Consider the following 17,198-nt stretch of genomic DNA (forward strand, 5'->3'; position numbering starts at 1 on the left):
TTTATGCCTTGGAAGGGTGCTGAGTCTTCGATGACGGAACCGACCGCTCCTCACGTTCTTCTCTCTCCCACCCATTTCGCCGATGTACGCCGGCGCATCGGCGACTACGGCGACCGGACCATCGCCGAAGCGTGCGCCATCGGACTGGCGTACTGGGCGACGGGGGCCGGCCCCGACGGCATCGACCTCACCCCCGGCACCTCGTTCGCCGATGTCCTCGGCTGGGTCGACAACGGCGGCGGTGGCAGCCGGGGTTGGGAGGTCGGCGCGGACGGCCTGAGCATCACCGTCCCCGACGGCGTACAGCCCGCCGAAGCGCGGCTGGCACTGCAGGATCTCGCCGACTTCCCGGACCGGCCCGTCGGCACCATCGGCCCGTCCGGCGTCGGGGCCCGGATCGAGACCCTGGCCGGATGGAACGACAACCGGGCCGACCGCATCCGCCCGACCATCATGGAGATGTTCCGCGAGCAGGCCCGCACCAGGCCCGACGCCGTCGCGATCATCGATGAGCACCGGACTCTGACGTACGGTGAGGCAGCCGAGAAATCCGCCCAGTTGGCCCACCACCTCGTCCGGCACGGCCTCGAACCCGAGGAGATCGTCGGGATATCGCTGGGCCGCTCCGCCGACATGGTCATCGGACTCCTCGCCGTGCTCCAGGCCGGGTGCGCGTTCGTGCCGCTCGATCCCCAGTGGCCCGCCGCCCGCAGGGCCGTCGTCGTCGAGGACGCCCGGGTCGTCCTCCAGCTCAACAGCTCGGGCGAGTCCGACGGGACCGAGCCGGACGCCGTCGCCGTCGACCTCGACGACTGGGCGTTCGGCTCCTGCCCGGCCGAGGCCCCCGAGGCACCGGTCCACGCCACCTCACTGGCGTACGTCATCTTCACCTCCGGCTCGACCGGGCGGCCCAAGGGCGCCATGATCCGCCACGAGGCGATCAGCGAACGCCTGCTGTGGCAGGTGGGCGAGATCCTGCGGTTCGGCCACGACGACGCTTCGCTGTTCAAGGCGCCGCTCTCCTTCGACATCTCCATCAACGAGATCTTCCTGCCGCTGGTCTCCGGCGGCAGGCTGGTGATCCTGCGGCCCGGCGGCGAACGCGACCCGCACCACCTGCTGAGCGTGATCGCCGAGCACCGGGTCACCTTCACCTACCTCGTCTCGTCCATGCTCGACGTACTCCTGGAGATCGAGGGGGGATCCGGCCGCCTCGACAGCCTCCGCCACGTCTGGTGCGGCGGCGAGGTGCTCACCCCGGAGCTGTACGAACGGTTCCGCACCCGGCTCGACATCCCCATGTACCACGGTTACGGCCCCGCCGAGACGACCATCGGCGTCTCCCACGTCATCTACCGGGGCGAGGCCGAACGCCTGTCGACCTCGATCGGCAAGGCCAACCCCAACACCCAGCTCTACGTGCTGGACGACGAACTGCGCCCGGTACCCGTCGGCGTCGGCGGAGAGCTGTACGTGGGCGGACTCCTGCTGGGACGCGGTTACGTCGGCGCGCCCGGCCTCACCGCCTCCCGGTTCATCGCCAACCCGTTCGCCTCCGACGGCTCCCGGCTGTACCGCACAGGCGACCTGGCACGGTTCGCCCCGGACGGGTCGCTCGACTTCCTCGGCCGCGCCGACAACCAGATCAAGATCCGCGGCATGCGGCTGGAGATCGAGGACGTCGAGGCCTCCCTCGCCGAACACCCCCGGGTACGCCACACCTGCGTCGTCGCCAGGAAGAACAGTGCGGGCGGCACCTACCTCGTGGGTTACGTCATCCCCTCCTCCACCGGCGAGGAGCTCACGGCGGACGCCGTCAAGGCCTGGGCCACCGCCCACATGGTCGACTACATGGTGCCCGCCCACCTCGTCGTCCTGACGGAGTTCCCGCTCACCGCGAACGGCAAGATCGACCGCGCCGCCCTGCCGGAACCCTCCCGGTCCACCGGGGCCGTCGCTGCTCCCGCCACCGAGAACGAACACCTGGTGTGCGCGGCCGTCGCGGCGGTGCTGCGCGTGGACGAAGTCGGCGTCGACCAGGACTTCTTCCAGCTCGGCGGCGACAGCATCCTGGCGATCTCGCTGCTGAGCGCCCTGCGGGAGGCGGGCCTCCATGTGACGGCACGCCAGATCTTCAGCAACAGCACGGTCGGGGCACTGGCGGCGGTGGCGAGCCGCGAGGACGTCTCCACCGTGGACCACGCCGACACCGCGACCGGCTCCGTCGTGGGATCGCCCATCGTGCAGTGGCTCGGCGAGACCACCGACGCGATCGACGGCTTCGTGCAGTCGGTCGTCCTGAACACCCCGGCGGAGCTGACCGCCGACGCCCTCGACACCGTCCTCACCGCCCTCCTCACCCGCCACGACATGCTCCGCGCCCGGCTGGTGCGCGGCGAGCGCTGGAGCTTCGACATCCCGCAGGCCGGACAGGCCACCGCGGGCTGGCAGGAGAGCGACGGGCCGCTGGAGGAGTGCGTCGAACGCGCCACCGCAGGGCTCGACCCGGACAACGGTGTGATGCTGCGCGCCGTCTGGCGCCGCGGAGCACGCCAACTCGTCCTGGTCGCCCACCACGTGGTCGTCGACGGCGTGTCCTGGCGGATCCTGATGGACGACCTGGCCACGGCCTGGCGCCAGCACGCCTCGGGCGCACCCGTCGAACTTCCCCCCGTCGGTACGTCGTTCAGGCGCTGGACCCAACTCCTCGGGCGCACGCCCTTCGACCAGGACCGCACGTACTTCCGGCGCGCCCTGCCCGGCGCCGACGCACCGATCGGCAGGCGCCCCCTCACCGAGGCCGACACCGTGGCCAGGGAGCGGACCCGGACCGTCTCCGTCGGCCCCGAGGAGACGGCCGCACTGCTGGGGGAGATCCCCGCCAGGTTCCACGCGGGCACCAACGACGTCCTGCTGACCGCCCTGGCCGTCGCCCTCGCCCGGTGGCGCCGCGACCGCGGGCAGGAACAGACCTTCGCCCACATCGAGCTGGAAGGGCACGGCCGCGAGGGCCGGTTCGTGGCGGACGCGGCCGGCTTCGACCCCGAACTGTCGCGTACGGTCGGCTGGTTCACCACCCTGTTCCCGGTGACCGTGGACCCCGGAACGGCCCCCGACCTCACCGCACCCGCCTACCTCGCCGCCGCCCTCAAGGCGGTCAAGGAGGACCTCTCCCGGGTGCCGAGCAACGGTCTCTCCTACGGCGCCCTGCGCTACCACACCGACACCGGACCGACCGTCCCCGCACCCCAGGTGCTCTTCAACTATCTGGGCCGCTTCGACGCCGGCGCCGCCGGGGAATGGCAGCTCGCGGGCACCACAGGGCAGCTGGGCGAGAAGCGCGACGCGAGGATGCGCCTGCCGCGCGCCCTGGAGTTCAACGCGATCGCCGAACCGGACGGAGACGGCGCGTACGGGCTGGTCACCACCATCTCCTGGCCCGAGGGCGTGTTCACCGACGCGGACATCGCCACCCTCGGCGACTACTTCGGCGCGGCACTGTCCGCCCTCGCCGCGCTGGAGGAGGGCGGCCACACCCCCAGCGACTTCCCGCTGGTGCCGCTCACCCAGGCCGACGTCGACGACCTCGACAGCACGGAGCTGAGCGACATCCTGCCGCTGACGCCGCTGCAGGAGGGCCTCTACTTCCACTCGGTCTTCGATGACGACGCCACGGGCAGCTACGTCGAGCAGCAACTCCTCACGCTGGACGGCGAGGTGGACGCCGACCGGCTCGCGGCGGCCGCCACCCGGCTGCTCACGCTCTACCCCAACCTGGCCGCGCGCTTCACGGCCCTCGCCGACGGCCGGGTCGTCTCCGTCGTCGAGAGCGGCACACGGGCGCCCTTCACCACGCTGGACCGCCCCGCCATCACCGACGAGGAGATCCGCGACCTCGCCGCGCGGGACCGCCGCGCCGGGTTCGACCTCGCCACCGGCCCCCTGATGCGCTACACCCTCATCCGTACCGGAGCCGGCCGCAGCGTCCTGGTGCAGACCGTGCACCACATCATCGCCGACGGCTGGTCCGTCCCGCCGATGCTCCGCACCCTGCTGACGGAGTACCACGCTCCGGGCTCGGTGTACCCGCTCGGCGGCTACCGGGACTACGTCGGCTGGCTCGCCGGACAGGACCAGGACGAGAGCGACCGCGTATGGCGCGAGGAGCTCGCCGGTCTGCCCGGTCCCTCCCTGGTCGCCGAAGGACACACCCCCTCGGAGCGGTTCGCCGACATCGCCGCCGAGCCCGCCGACGACATCGACATCGACATCGCCGCTCGGTCGGCGGGCGTCCCCCTGAGCGTGGCCGTCCACAGCGCGTGGGCGGTGACGCTGGGCGGCATTCTGCGCGGCCGGGACGTCGTCTTCGGTTCCACCGTCTCCGGGCGGGACGCCGAGGTGCCCGGCATCCGGGACATGGTGGGCCTCTTCATCAACACCATTCCCGTCCGCGCCCGTTGGGCCGCCGCCGACACCGCGTACGACCTGCTCGGCGCGGTGAAGGAGCACCAGAGCGCGGTGCTGGCACATCAGCACGTCTCGCTGGCGAGGATCGGCCGGCAGAGCGGCGCCGGTTCCCTCTTCGACACCCTGGTGGTGTTCGACGTGGCGACCGACGTGGACGCCCTGCGCGGGCCGGACGACACCCTCACCATCGCCGCCATCGTCAACGAGGGCGCCCCGCACTACCCGTTGACGCTGGTCGTCGAGCGGTCGCAGGACGGGCGCCCGCGCTTCAACCTGATCTACGACGGGGAGCTGCTGCGCCGGGAGAGCGCCGAGGCCGTCCTGTCCACGTTCACCCGGACCCTCACCGAGCTGCTGAGCCGCCCGGACGCCCTGGTCGACGCACTGACCTCCGAGGCCGACAGCGCCCCGGAGCAGGTCGCCCCGACGACCCTGGGTGAACTGTTCGACGCCGCGGCCCACCGCGACCCCGCGGCCACCGCCGTGACCCAGTGCGCTCCGGACGGCCGTACGCGCTCCCTGACGTACGGGGAACTCCGCGCTTCGAAGGGCGAGCTGGCGTCCGCCTTGCGCGCGGCCGGAGTCAGCCCCGGCCGACGGGTCGCCGTCGCCGTCCCGCGCTCCCTGGAGCAGGTCGTCGCACTCGTGGCCGTCGTCACCGCCGGAGGCGCGTACGTACCGCTGGATCTCGCCTACCCCGACGAACGGCTGGAGTACATCCTCGCCGACGCCGCCCCACAGGTCGTCCTCGTGGACCGGGAACAGCGCGACCGCTTCACCCGGCTGCTGGCCCGCGCCGGAGTGGAGGCCCGGGTGCTCGTCCAGGGCGACGATCTCCCGCCGGACGACACGACCGCCTCCGGGCCGAGGCCGCAGGACCCGGCGTACGTCATCTACACCTCCGGCTCGACCGGCCGGCCCAAGGGCGTCGTCGTCCCTCACTCGGCGGTGGCGACGCTCCTCGCCAACACCCGGCCGGACATGGGGTTCGGCCCGGACGACGTATGGGTCCAGTTCCACTCCTTCTCCTTCGACTTCGCCGTCTGGGAGCTGTGGGGCGCCCTCGCGCACGGTGGCGAGCTGCTGGTGCCGGAGTACGGGCTGACCCGCTCGCCCGTCGACTTCCACCGGCTGGTCCAGGAGCGCGGTGTGACCGTGCTCAACCAGACCCCGTCCGCCTTCCACCAGTTCATCGAGGCCGACCTGCACGCCGACCGGCCGGTCACGGCGCTGCGCCGCATCATCTTCGGCGGCGAGGCCCTGGACCTCGGGCGGCTGCGCGGCTGGGTCGAGCGGCACGGCACCGGTGCGCCCGAACTCGTCAACATGTACGGCATCACCGAGACCACCGTCCACGTCACCCACCGGGTGCTGACCGACGAGGACTTCACCGGCTCCACCGACATCAGCCCGATAGGCGGCCCCATTCCCGGTCTGGCCACCTATCTGCTCGACGACCGGCTCCGGCCGGTGCCGCCGGGCCGGGTGGGCGCCATCTACGTCGCGGGCGACCAGGTCTCCCTCGGCTACCTGGGCCGCCCCGGGCTCACCGCGAGCCGCTTCGTCGCGAACCCGTTCGCGGGCGACGGCTCCCGGATGTACCACACGGGCGACCTCGCCCGGCGGACGCTCGACGGTGAGCTGCAGTTCGCGGGCCGCGCCGACGACCAGGTGCAGCTGAGGGGATTCCGCGTCGAGCTCGGAGAAGTGGAGGGCGCGATAAGGGAGTTGGACGGTGTCAACGATGTGGCCGTCACCGTGGCGGACAGCGGCGACCACCTCGTCGCGCACATCGTGGGCGCCCCGCCCGCCGGCCTCACCGCCAGGCTCTCCGCCAAGCTGCCCGCGCACATGGTGCCGGGCCGGGTGCTGCCGGTCGACACGCTGCCGCTGACGGTCAACGGCAAGCTCGACCGCAAGGCCCTCACCGAGCGCGCCGCACAGCAGGACGGCCCACCGGGCACCACGGGCGGGTCCGACGCGCGGGGCGCGCTCACCGCCCTCGTCGGCATCTTCGCCGAGACGCTGCCCGGCGCCTCCGTGGACGCCGACACCGACTTCTTCGGCGCCGGGGGCGACAGCATCGTCGCCATCGCCGTGATCAACCGGGCCCGGGCACTGGGCCTGCCGATCGCCCCCCGCGACGTGTTCCTCCTCAGGACCCCGCGCGCCCTCGCCGGCCACCTGGCCACGCGCGCCTCCCAGGCCGCCGCGCCACCACCCTCCCGCCGCGAGGACGGCCCGCTGCCGCTCACGCCCATCATCCTGCGCCGACGTGAACTGGGCGGATCGCTCGCCCGGTTCGCCCAGGCCAGGACGGTGGCCGTCGCGGAAGGCACCGCCCTCGCCGACGTCCGGCGCGCCGCGAACGCCGTCGTGGCCGCGCACCCGGCCCTCCGGCTGCGGCTGCACGTCGAACACGGCGTGTGGGCCCTGCGCACCGACCCCGCCCGCGAGGCCACCGTCGCCGCACCCGACACCACCGACGCGACGGCCGCGGCGAACGAGGCCGCCGGACGGCTCGACCCCGAGGCCGGAGACGTCGTCGCGTTCTCCTGGCTGGCGGCGACCCACACCCTGGTCGTCACCGTGCACCACCTCGCCGTCGACGCGGTGTCCTGGCTGATCATCCTGGACGACCTGGCCACCGCCCTGGGCGGGGCAGCCCTGCCGCCGCCGACCACCCCGTACGCCGAGTACGCCGAAGCCCTGGCCGTAAGGTCCGCCGGGTCGGCCGACGGTCTCGGCCACTGGATCACCACCCTCCAGGCCCCGCCGCTGGACACGACCGAGCCCACGGAGCTGCGCGAGGCCACCGTCGTACTCCCGCCCGACGTCAGCGACCTGGTGACGCGCACCGGCCCCGGTGCCCTCGGCGTCGGCCTCACCGAGCTGCTCTGCGGCGCCCTGCGCTCCGCGCTCACCCACATCCAGCCCACCCCCACCGACCTGGCGATCGACCTGGAGCGCCACGGCCGGGTCCCGGCAGAGGAGCACCACGACTACACCCGCACCGTCGGCTGGTTCACCTCCATCGCCCCCGTACGGCTCACCCCGCACACCGACCCCGTCGCCGCGGCCCGTGAGATCAGCGAGCGCCAGCCGGACGAGGAGGGGCACGTCGCCTACGGCCGGCTGCGGTACCTCAACCCGCAGACAGCCCCCCTCCTGACCGCCCGCCCCCAGGTCCTCTTCAACTACCTCGGCCGGGGCAGCGAGTCGGAGGCCCTGAGGATCACCGACAGCGGTCAGGGCGACAGCCCGTACGCCGTCGAGGTCAACGCCTGGACCGACGACGCCACCGGCAGCCTGCATGCGGCCTTCACCCTCGCCGACGGCATCCCCGAGGCGATCACCGGCCACTGGCTCACCGCCCTGGCCCGGATCGCGAACACCTCCGCCACGGCCGAGCGCACGGCACCGGTCACCCCCCTCCAACGAGGCCTCTTCTTCCAGGCCCAGATGGCGGGCGCGGCCGGGCACTACGTCGCGCAGAGCTGGTTCACCTTCGACCGGCGCCTGGACACCGGCGCCCTGGCCGAGGCGATGGCGCACGTGATCGCGCGCCACCCGGTCGTCGGCGCCGGCTTCACCACCGACGACGACGGAAACCCGGTCCAGCTCCTCAAGGCGGGACGGCGGGTCGATGTCCGCACGGTCGAGCTCACCACGGACACCGAGGCCGAGGCCCTGCGCACCCGGGACCGCGAGAGCGGCTTCGACCCGGGGGAGCCGCCGCTGATCCGGCTGACCGTGGTGCGGCTGCCCGACGGCCGTGACGGCCTGCTGCTCAGCTACCACCTGCTGCTCTGGGACGGCTGGTCCCGCGAGATCCTGCTGCGCGACCTGTTCGAGGCGTACGAGGCCCTCGCCGCAGGGGAGCCGTGGGACGCCACCCCGGCCGTGCCGTGCTTCGAGGAGTACGCCCGGACCCTCGCCGCCAAGGACCCCGCCGTAGCGGAACGCTTCTGGGCGGAGCACCTGGCAGGGCTGCCGGGGCCGACGCTGCTCGCCGGACCGGCCCCGGCCCTCAGCGAGGAGCTGCCGCAGCCGATCGTGCACACGCTCTCCGCCGAGCTGACGGAGCTGCTCCGGGAAGCCGCCCGGGTCCACGGGGTCACCCTGAACTCGGTGCTGACCGGTGCGTTCGGCCTCCTGCTCGGCGCCCGCACCGGCCGCAGCGACGCCGTGTTCGGCGTGACCGTCTCGGGCCGGGAGGGCGAGGGGCACGGCGACATCGTCGGCGTACTCCTCAACACCGTGCCCATGTGGACGCGGGCGCGGCCCGAGGAGACGGTCGGCGCGTACCTGTCGGCCGTCCAGGCGGCCCGGGTCGCGGCGATGGACCACGAGCACCTGGGGCTCGGGGAGATCCAGCGGGCCGCCGGCCTCGACACCCTGTTCGACAACCTCTTCGTGCTCCAGAACTTCCTGGACCTGGACGCCTTCGCCGCGATGAACGCCCGCCACGGCATCACCTCCGTCCAGGCGGACGACTCCACGCACTACCCGTACACCTGGGTCGTCACCCCCGGCGACCGGCTCACCGTCAAGCTGGAGCACCGCCACGGCGACCCCGGGTCCGCCCGCCGCCTCCTCGACGACTACCTGAGCGTGCTGGAGGACGTGGCGCGCTCGACCACGGGGCGCATGGGCGCTCTGCGTGGCCTTGGACCGGACCCCGAGCCCGCCGAACGTACTGACGTCGGTACGGACACCGTCGTGGACCGCTTCGATCTCGCGGCCGACCGCGATCCGCAGCGGATCGCCCTCGTCGCTGACGGCGCGACGATGACCTTCGCCGAACTCCGTGACCGCAGCCGGGCCGTGGCGGGTGTGCTCGCCGGGCGGGGGATCGGCCCGGAGACGACCGTGGGCCTGGCGATCCCGCGCTCGCCCGACTGGATCGCGGCGCTCTTCGCCGTACTGAGGGTCGGCGCCGCGTACGTACCGCTGGAGCTGGACCACCCGGACGAGCGGATCGCGACCATCGTCGAGGACGCGCGGCCCGAGGTGATCCTCACCGTGAGCAGCGTCTCGCCCCGGCTGAGCGGCGAGCTGATCGAACTGGACCGCCAGCTGCCCGAGGCGGAGCCGTACGTCACGTTCGCCCCCGACGACCCGGACCGGCTGAGGCACCCCGCGTACACGATCTACACCTCAGGATCGACCGGGAAGCCCAAGGGTGTGGTGACCGAGTACGCCGGGCTCACCAACATGCTGATCAACCATCAGCGCCGGATCTTCGAACCGGTCCTCGCCGAGCACGGCCACCGGACCTTCCGGATCGCGCACACCGTGTCGTTCGCGTTCGACATGTCGTGGGAGGAGCTGCTCTGGCTCGCCGACGGCCACGAAGTCCACATCTGCGACGAGGAGTTGCGCCGCGACGCGCCCCGGCTGGTCGAGTACTGCGCCGAGCACGCGATCGACGTCATCAACGTGACCCCGACCTACGCCCAGCAGCTGATCGCCGAAGGGCTGCTGGACAACCCGCAACAGCGGCCCCCGCTCGTGCTGTTGGGCGGTGAGGCCGTCCCCCCGGCGCTGTGGCAGCGGCTCGCCGGGACCGAGGGGACGGTCGGCTACAACCTGTACGGGCCCACCGAGTACACCATCAACACCCTCGGCGTCGGCACCTTCGAATGCCTGGACCCGGTGGTGGGCGTGGCGATCGACAACACCGAGGTGTACGTCCTCGACCCCTGGCTTCGGCCGCTGCCCGACGGGGCGCCCGGTGAGCTGTACGTGGCGGGCATCGGCATCGCCCGCGGCTACCTGGGCCGGAGCGCCCAGACCGCACACCGCTTCGTCGCCTGCCCCTTCGGCGCCCCCGGCGAACGCATGTACCGCACCGGGGACCTGGTGGTCCGCCGTCCCGACGGGAACATCAGCTACCTGGGCCGCACCGACCAGCAGGTCAAGATCCGCGGCCACCGGGTCGAACTCGGCGAGGTGGAAGCCGTGTTCGCCGCTCACCCGGCCGTGCGGTTCGTCGCCGCGGTCGCCCAGCCCGACCCGCAGGTCGACGGTGCGTACCGACTGGCCGCCTATCTCGTCCTGGAGGGAGCGGAGTTGGCGGCGGTCGCCGCCGAAGTCGGCTCAGGCCTGCCGGACTTCCTGCGCCCGACGCATTTCGCACAGGTCGACAGCATCCCGCTGACCGTGAACGGGAAGGCTGACACCAAGGCGCTGCCGGAGGCCAGGCCGCTCGGCGCGCTGACCACGGCGGGAGAACGCGGCCCGGAGACGGAGACCGAGACCGCGGTCTGCGAGTTCTTCGCCGAGGCACTGGACCTGGACGACGACGAGGTGAGCGCGGTGAGCGACTTCGTGTCCCTCGGCGGACACTCCATGCTGGCGGTGCGGCTGATCGGGCTGCTCCGCCGCGAGTACGGTCCTGTGATCACCATCCGAGATCTGTTCACCCTGCGAACCCCGGAAGCGATTGCCCGCCACCTTGATGAAAACCGACACGCCTGATGAAAACTGACACGAAGCGGCCCCGCCCCGGGGCCGCCATCCTGCGGACCGCCCTGCGCCGCAACATCGGCGCCATGATCGCGGGCACCCTGCTCATGGGCCTGTACCAGGCGGCGGAGACCGCGTTCCCCATCGCGCTCGGACTGATCGTCGAGCACACGATGCAGGACCGCAGCCTCGGCTCGCTCGGGGTGTCGATCGGCTCGCTCGCCGTGATCATCACGACGGTCTCCCTGTCGTGGCGGTTCGGCATGAGGGTGCTGCAGAAGGCCAACACGACCGAGGCACACCGCTGGCGCGTCCAGGTCGCCGCCTGCGGGCTCCAGCCGGTGGCCAGGGACGTGGACGGCCTGAAGTCCGGCGAGATCCTCACCATCGCCACCGAGGACGCCGACCAGACCGCCGACATCATCGAGGTGGTGCCGCTGCTGATCAGCTCCCTGGTCGCGGTCGTCGTCGCGGCGGTCGCGCTGAGCCTGGCCGACATACGGCTCGGCCTGCTGGTGGTCGTGGGGACCGTCGGCATCCTGTCGACCCTGGCGGTGATGTCCAGGCGGATCGGCGCGAGCACCCAGGAGCAGCAGGCCAGGGTGGCGAGGGCCGGTGCGAAGGTCGCCGACCTCATCATCGGCCTGCGCCCGCTGCACGGCTTCGGCGGTAACCACGCCGCCTTCGGGTCCTACCGAAAAGTCAGCACGGACGCCAAGCGCCAGGCCATCACCGTCGCCCGGGTCAACGGGGCTTACGCCGGCACCGCGCTGGCCCTCAACGCCGTCCTCGCCGCCGCCGTCTCCCTGACGGCGGGCTGGCTGGCGTTCGAGGGCCGGATCTCCATCGGCGAACTGGTCATGGCCGTGGGCCTCGCGCAGTTCATCATGGAACCCCTCAAGATGTTCTCGGAGATGCCCAAGTACGTGATGATCGCCCGGGCCTCCGCCGAGCGGATGGCCTTGGTCCTCTCCGCCCCGCCGGTGACGGTCCCGGGCCCTGAACGCCCGGCCCCGGGCGGGGACCTGGAGGTCGACGGCGTCCGCCACGGGACCCTGCGGGGGCTGAAGTTCTCCGTTGCCGCCGGGGAGTTCGTGGCGATCGCCCCCTACCAGCCGCGTGCGGCGGCCGATCTCGTCTCGGTGCTCGCCGTGAATGTGGCGCCCCCGGCGTACGAGGGGGTGGTCCGGCTGAGCGGGCAGGAGCTCGCGGACCTGTCGGTCGAGGCGGTCCGGGAGCACATGCTGGTGAACCCGTACGACGCCGAGATCTTCGGCGGCACCCTCCGGACGAACATCGACCCGTCGGGCCGCAGCCGGACGATCCCCGAGGCCGTCGAGGCGTCGATGCTGACCGATGTCGTCGCCCTCCACCGCGACGGGCTCGACTACGCGGTCCGCGACCGGGGGGCGAACCTCTCCGGCGGGCAGCGCCAGCGGCTCTCCCTGGCCCGCGCGCTGGCCGCCGACACCGACGTCCTGGTCCTGCACAATCCGACGACCGCCGTCGACGCGGTCACCGAGCAGTTGATCGCGCGCAACATCGCGAAGCTGCGGCGGGGCCGCACCACGCTGGTGATCACCAGCAGCCCGGCCCTCCTGGACGCCGCCGACCGCGTGCTCGTCCTCGACGAGGGAGCCATCACCGCCGAGGACACCCACCGCAACCTGCTCGCGGGCGACGAGGCGTACTGCCTGGCCGTGGCCCGGTGAACCACCGGTGGGGGCGTTCTGCGCCCCCACCGGCGGCTCAGCCCAGTGCCCAGGCGACATCCCTGAGCAGGGCCTGCCGCCAGCCCGCCCGGTCGTGGTCCGATGCGGACCGCGAGACCCGCACCGTCGCCCCGGCCCGCTCGGTGAGCGACTCGGCCAGCTCGCAGTGGGGCAGCATCCGCTTCTCGTGCTCCCCGACGTCGAAAGCGCACCGCAACTGCGACAGGTCGGCCCCCTGGTGCAGGAGTTCGGCGATGGTGCCGCCGACCTGCCCGCCGAGCGGATCGGGCCGCTCCTCGGCGCCGGGCGCCCACCAGAACGACCCCGACTGGCAGGCGATACGGGAGACCAGCTCCGGGAACTCCAGCGCCGCGTACAGCGCGCTCAGCCCGCCCAGACTCTGCCCCGCCACCACCAGCCGGTCCACGTCCGCCCGGACACCGGATCCGGCCACCAGCGGCAGCAGTTCGTCCCGTACCGCCTCCCACAGCCCGCGCCCGCACCCGAACTCGGCCGACCGGTCCTTGGCCGGAAGGAAGACCAGGGTGACGGGTTCCAGCTCGCCGGCGGCCACGGCGGATTCGAAGGCCGTCATCGCCGGGTGGAGGTACAGCCAGTCGTCCCCGTCGAGCAGCAGGACCACCGGCCCGCCACCGGCGACCGGGTGGACACGGACGGTCCGCCGCCCGCCCAGCCGCTCGCTGCTCCACCGCAGCCGGGTGTCCGGGAGGGGCAGGATGTCGTCCGGGCCGACGGCCGGCCAGTGCGGCTGGGGCGGGGCGTCCGGGGTCGCGGCGATGGAGCGGTCGCCGCCCGCCCCGGCCGGGTTGAGGGGGTCGGCGCGGGCCTCGCCGTCCGCGAGGAACCGGTAGGTCACCCGCAGCCGCGCGGGCATGGGCACCTCGGCGTACCAGCAGTCCGTCGCGGCCCACCGCCGCAGGGACACGGGTCCCGACCAGCTCTCGAAGTCGAGGTCGGCCGGAGACCCCCGCCACAGGAACAGCGTCAGCCAGCCGTCGTCGGCGGGGACCGGCAGAGGGGTTCGCGCCGCGGCCCAGAACGCTTCGGTGCCGGGCTTGCCGGGAAGCCCGTACACGGCGAAGGGGCTCTCCGCGTCGTTGGGGAGACCGGGCCCGGGGCGGGATGCGGGGCGGGATGCGGGGCCGGTCATGGCCGGCCGGGGAGATCGAAGGCCGGGAGCCGGATGAGCAGGCGCATGAACATCTCCTGGTGAGAAGGGGAGGGGCTCGCTCTGGGTAAGGTGAGCCTAACCCGGCGGTCTTCAGCACTCCAGGGGTACTCCGCATCGCGAACTCCCCGGCCCCGGGGAGGCGTACGCCGGCCGGCTCCGCGCTGCGAGCCGTAAGGGCTCTCGCTAGCGTGGGTGTGCAGAGCCCTGCCCCGACGAGCAGAAGGACCTCACGATGGCCCGACCCCCGCATGCGGCGCGAGGCGACATCGGCCGACGCGTCGCGGCGCGCCGCCTGCAGCTCGGTCTGTCCCGGGAGGACGTGGCCCTGCGGGCGGGCGCCGCACCCGGCTACATCGAGTACGTGGAGGAGCAGTCCGCGACCCCCGGCATCGGCTTCCTGCTCCGGCTCGCCGACGCCCTGGAGACCACGGTCCACGAGCTGACCGGGGGAACCGTGGACCTGCCGGGAGGGCTCGGACGGGCGGCCCGCGAGGCCCGGATGGTCGAACTCGACGACACCGAGTGCTGGACCCTGCTCGGCGGCCACGGCGTCGGGCGGGTGGCACTCACCAACGACGACGGGCCGGTCGTCCTGCCGGTGAACTACCAGGTGCTCGACGGCGAGGTCATGTTCAGCACGGGGGACCGCTCCCCGCTCGCCCGCGCCGCCGACACCGAGATCGCCTTCGAGACCGACCACATCGACGACGCCTTCAGCAAGGGCTGGAGCGTACTGCTCGTGGGGACCGTCCGCTTGGTGGAGGACGAGGACGACGCCCGCAGGCTCAGGGAGACCGCGTACTCGACCCCCTGGGCGGGGGAGGGGCGTGAACGCGTCATGATCCTCACGCCCCGCCGCGTCACCGGGCGCAGGATCATCGTGGACGACGCCCCGGGGGAGCCCGGGTGATCCGGTAGGACCTGGAAAGGGCATGACGGTTCACTCGAAGGGCATGACGGCTCACTTCAGGATCGCGACGGTTCATTCGAAGGGCACGACGGCGACCGGGGCCGGGCTGTGATGGATCACGGCGTGCGCGACGTGGCCGAGGTGCGGGCCCACCGGGGAGCGCCGACTGCGCCGCCCCACGACCAGCAGACCGGCGCTCCGGGACGCGTCGACCAGCTCGGCCGCCGCCGGCCCGGCCACCGCCCGCTCCGTCACCCGCACGGCCGGGAACCTGTGCCGCCAGGGCCGCACCACTTCGGCCAGTCCCTCGGTGGCCTGCCGGCCGAGACCGCTGACGAGGCTCGGGTCCAGGACGGCGGAGTACCCGTAGGCCGGGGGCGGGGACCAACTGTGGACGACCCGCAGCTCCTCGTTCCGGCGGGCGGCCTCGCCGAAGGCGAAGGCGAGCAGCGGGTCGCACGGCTGCTCGATGTCGACGCCCAGGACGATGCCCGCGCGCGTGCTGCCCGAGTCCGTCCCGGACGAGGACGAATCCGACCGTACGAGCACCACCGGCCGCCGCGCCCGGCCGACGACGGCGAGCGACACCGAGCCGATCAGGAAGCCGACGACACCGCCGAGCCCCCGCGACCCCAGCACGGTCACCTCGGACTCGTTCGCGGCCGCGGTCAGCACGCCCGGCGCCCGCCCGCGCGCCATCTCGGCGACCCACTCCTCCACATGGATGAGATGCAGCGGAACGTCGAGCAGGGACGCCTCCTCCGCGGCCCACAGCGCTGCCGCGAGACTCTCGGGGGACTCGTCCATTCCGACGGTGACAGGCGGGGTCATGGCCATGGCCTCCTCGGTGCGCGGGGGCTCCGGGTGCGGAACCCTGCGTCCAGCCTCCCCGAGGCGGCGCCCGCCGGGTGAGGGGCCGAGAGGGCCGGATCGGGGCCGAAGGGCCCATCCCCGGTGGCGGCACCCCGGTGCGACCGTGGAAGGGAGCCCGCGGCCACCTCCGAGCTCCGGGCCACTCCCGAGGAGGAGCCGTGACCAGCGACCTTCCCGACCCCGCGGAACTCGGCGCCGTCGTCGTCGGAGTGGACGCGTCCCCGCAGGCGCGCGCAGCCGCCCTGTGGGCCGCCGCCGAAGCCGGCCTCCGCGGGCAGCCGCTCGGCATCATCCACGCCGCCGACATCGAGGGGCGTTCCGTGCTTACGTCGGCCGAGACCCTCCAGGCCCTGTGGGACACGGCACGCGACGTGCTGGACGAGACCGCCGGCGCCGTACGGGAGAGGTACCCGGACCTGATCGTGACGGAGGAGCTCAGCCGCGGCGACGCGGTGTCCGGACTGCGTGCGGCTGCCGGTGCCCGGGGCACGATCGTCGTGGGCAGCAGGGGGCTGGGCGGCTTCGCCGCACTGACGCTCGGCTCCGTCGGGCTGGGCGTGGCCGCGCGTACCGAGGTGCCGGTGATCGTCGTACGGGGCGAGGCCGACCGGTCGGCGACCGGGGTGGTCACGGCGGCCGTGCACGGCACGTCCGACCTCGACCGGCTGCTGATCGCCGCCGCCGACTGCTCCTGGTGCCCGTGCTCCCGTACCTCCGTCGCGATGACGGCCGCCTGGACCAGGCGCTCCACGCCGAGCTTCCTGAGCAGCCGGGAGATGTGGTTCTTGACGGTCTTCTCGGAGAGGTAGAGCCGCCCGGCGATCCGCCGGTCGGTCAGCCCCTCGCCGATGAGGTCGAGCACCGACCGCTCCCGCTCGGAGAGGACCGAGAGCCGCTCGTCCGCCACGGGACCGGCGGTCCCGGGGGCGCGCAGGGTGCGCATGAGCCGGGCCGTGGTCCCCGGGGCGAGCATCGACCGGCCCGCCGCCACGGTCCGTACGGCCGACACCAGGTCCGAGCCGTTGATCTGCTTGAGCACATATCCGGCCGCCCCGGCCATGATCGCGTCGAGGAGGGCGTCCTCGTCGTCGAAGGACGTCAGCATCAGACAGGCCAGCTCCGGCATCCGGGAGCGCAGCTCCCGGCAGACCGTGATGCCGTCCCCGTCGGGCAACCGGACGTCGAGCACCGCGACATCGGGCCGGAGCGCGGGGCCCCGGGCCAGCGCCTGGGCGGCCGTGGCGGCCTCCCCGACGACCTCCAGACCGGGCTCCGCCCCCAGGAGGTCGTGCAGCCCCCGGCGTACCACTTCGTGGTCGTCCAGCAGGAAGACCCTGACCGTAGCCCCGGCTTCGGCGGTCGGTGTGCCGGTCATGTGCGGCCCCTGGTGGTCGGTCGGCTGCCAGGGCCTCCGTGTGCACCGGACCCCGGCCCCCCGTCCTACCCGCATTGTCCCAGGGGCGGCGCCGAAGGGCCCCCGGATCCGTTCACCGCTGGTCAGTGCAGGTGGCAGAAGGCGTTGGCGTAGGCTTGCCCATCTGACTGGACAGACCTGCGCACCCGTTCCCGCGCA

At 72.9% G+C, this 17,198-nt stretch carries 6 protein-coding genes and 1 pseudogene; 4 read left to right on the forward strand and 3 right to left on the reverse strand.

All coding sequences use genetic code 11. The features are described from left to right. Nucleotides 1-30: 30 nt before the first annotated feature. Nucleotides 31-10,950 carry an amino acid adenylation domain-containing protein gene (locus ACK8N7_RS34760; protein ID WP_500445039.1) on the forward strand — a complete coding sequence of 3,640 codons (10,920 nt, stop codon included), beginning with the start codon at nucleotides 31-33 and terminating at the stop codon, nucleotides 10,948-10,950. Beyond that, the gene (locus tag ACK8N7_RS34765; protein WP_500445041.1) at nucleotides 10,950-12,650 is read left to right on the forward strand and encodes an ABC transporter ATP-binding protein; all 1,701 of its coding nucleotides are present in this window, start codon (nucleotides 10,950-10,952) and stop codon (nucleotides 12,648-12,650) included. Before ACK8N7_RS34760 ends, ACK8N7_RS34765 begins: the two co-directional genes overlap by 1 nt. Before the next feature lie 37 nt (nucleotides 12,651-12,687). Here ACK8N7_RS34765 and ACK8N7_RS34770 read toward each other — a convergent pair whose 3' ends face one another. Continuing rightward, entirely contained in the window at nucleotides 12,688-13,821 is a 1,134-nt protein-coding gene (locus ACK8N7_RS34770) for an alpha/beta hydrolase-fold protein (protein ID WP_500445043.1), read from the reverse strand. A 253-nt stretch (nucleotides 13,822-14,074) separates the two neighbouring features. Between ACK8N7_RS34770 and ACK8N7_RS34775 the strand changes: the two genes are divergently transcribed. Beyond that, entirely contained in the window at nucleotides 14,075-14,752 is a 678-nt protein-coding gene (locus ACK8N7_RS34775) for a helix-turn-helix domain-containing protein (RefSeq protein ID WP_500445045.1), read from the forward strand. Between the two features lie 72 nt (nucleotides 14,753-14,824). On the opposite strand, the gene ACK8N7_RS34780 is transcribed toward ACK8N7_RS34775, so the two are convergent. Further along, nucleotides 14,825-15,583, reverse strand: coding sequence for a universal stress protein (locus ACK8N7_RS34780; RefSeq protein ID WP_500445047.1), 759 nt, complete (start codon nucleotides 15,581-15,583; stop codon nucleotides 14,825-14,827). 251 nt (nucleotides 15,584-15,834) lie between these two features. On the opposite strand from ACK8N7_RS34780, the gene ACK8N7_RS34785 reads away from it, so the two are divergent. After that, the gene (locus ACK8N7_RS34785) at nucleotides 15,835-16,434 is read left to right on the forward strand and encodes a universal stress protein (RefSeq protein ID WP_500445918.1); all 600 of its coding nucleotides are present in this window, start codon (nucleotides 15,835-15,837) and stop codon (nucleotides 16,432-16,434) included. Here the strand turns inward: ACK8N7_RS34785 and ACK8N7_RS34790 are convergent. Further along, nucleotides 16,317-17,000 (reverse strand): annotated as a pseudogene (locus ACK8N7_RS34790) (response regulator); the annotation flags it as partial. The gene ACK8N7_RS34785 and the pseudogene ACK8N7_RS34790 overlap by 118 nt on opposite strands. Nucleotides 17,001-17,198 lie beyond the last annotated feature (198 nt).

Origin of the sequence: Streptomyces griseobrunneus, assembly GCF_046713465.1 — a bacterium.
Lineage (GTDB): Bacteria > Actinomycetota > Actinomycetes > Streptomycetales > Streptomycetaceae > Streptomyces > Streptomyces microflavus.

Excerpts from the sequence above, each read along its gene's own strand:
- ACK8N7_RS34770 (WP_500445043.1), bottom strand. The coding sequence starts at position 13,821 with ATGACCGGCCCCGCATCCCGCCCCGCATCCCGCCCCGGGCCCGGTCTC.
- ACK8N7_RS34775 (WP_500445045.1), top strand. The coding sequence starts at position 14,075 with ATGGCCCGACCCCCGCATGCGGCGCGAGGCGACATCGGCCGACGCGTC.
- ACK8N7_RS34760 (WP_500445039.1), top strand. The coding sequence starts at position 31 with ATGACGGAACCGACCGCTCCTCACGTTCTTCTCTCTCCCACCCATTTC.
- ACK8N7_RS34765 (WP_500445041.1), top strand. The coding sequence starts at position 10,950 with ATGAAAACTGACACGAAGCGGCCCCGCCCCGGGGCCGCCATCCTGCGG.
- ACK8N7_RS34780 (WP_500445047.1), bottom strand. The coding sequence starts at position 15,583 with ATGACCCCGCCTGTCACCGTCGGAATGGACGAGTCCCCCGAGAGTCTC.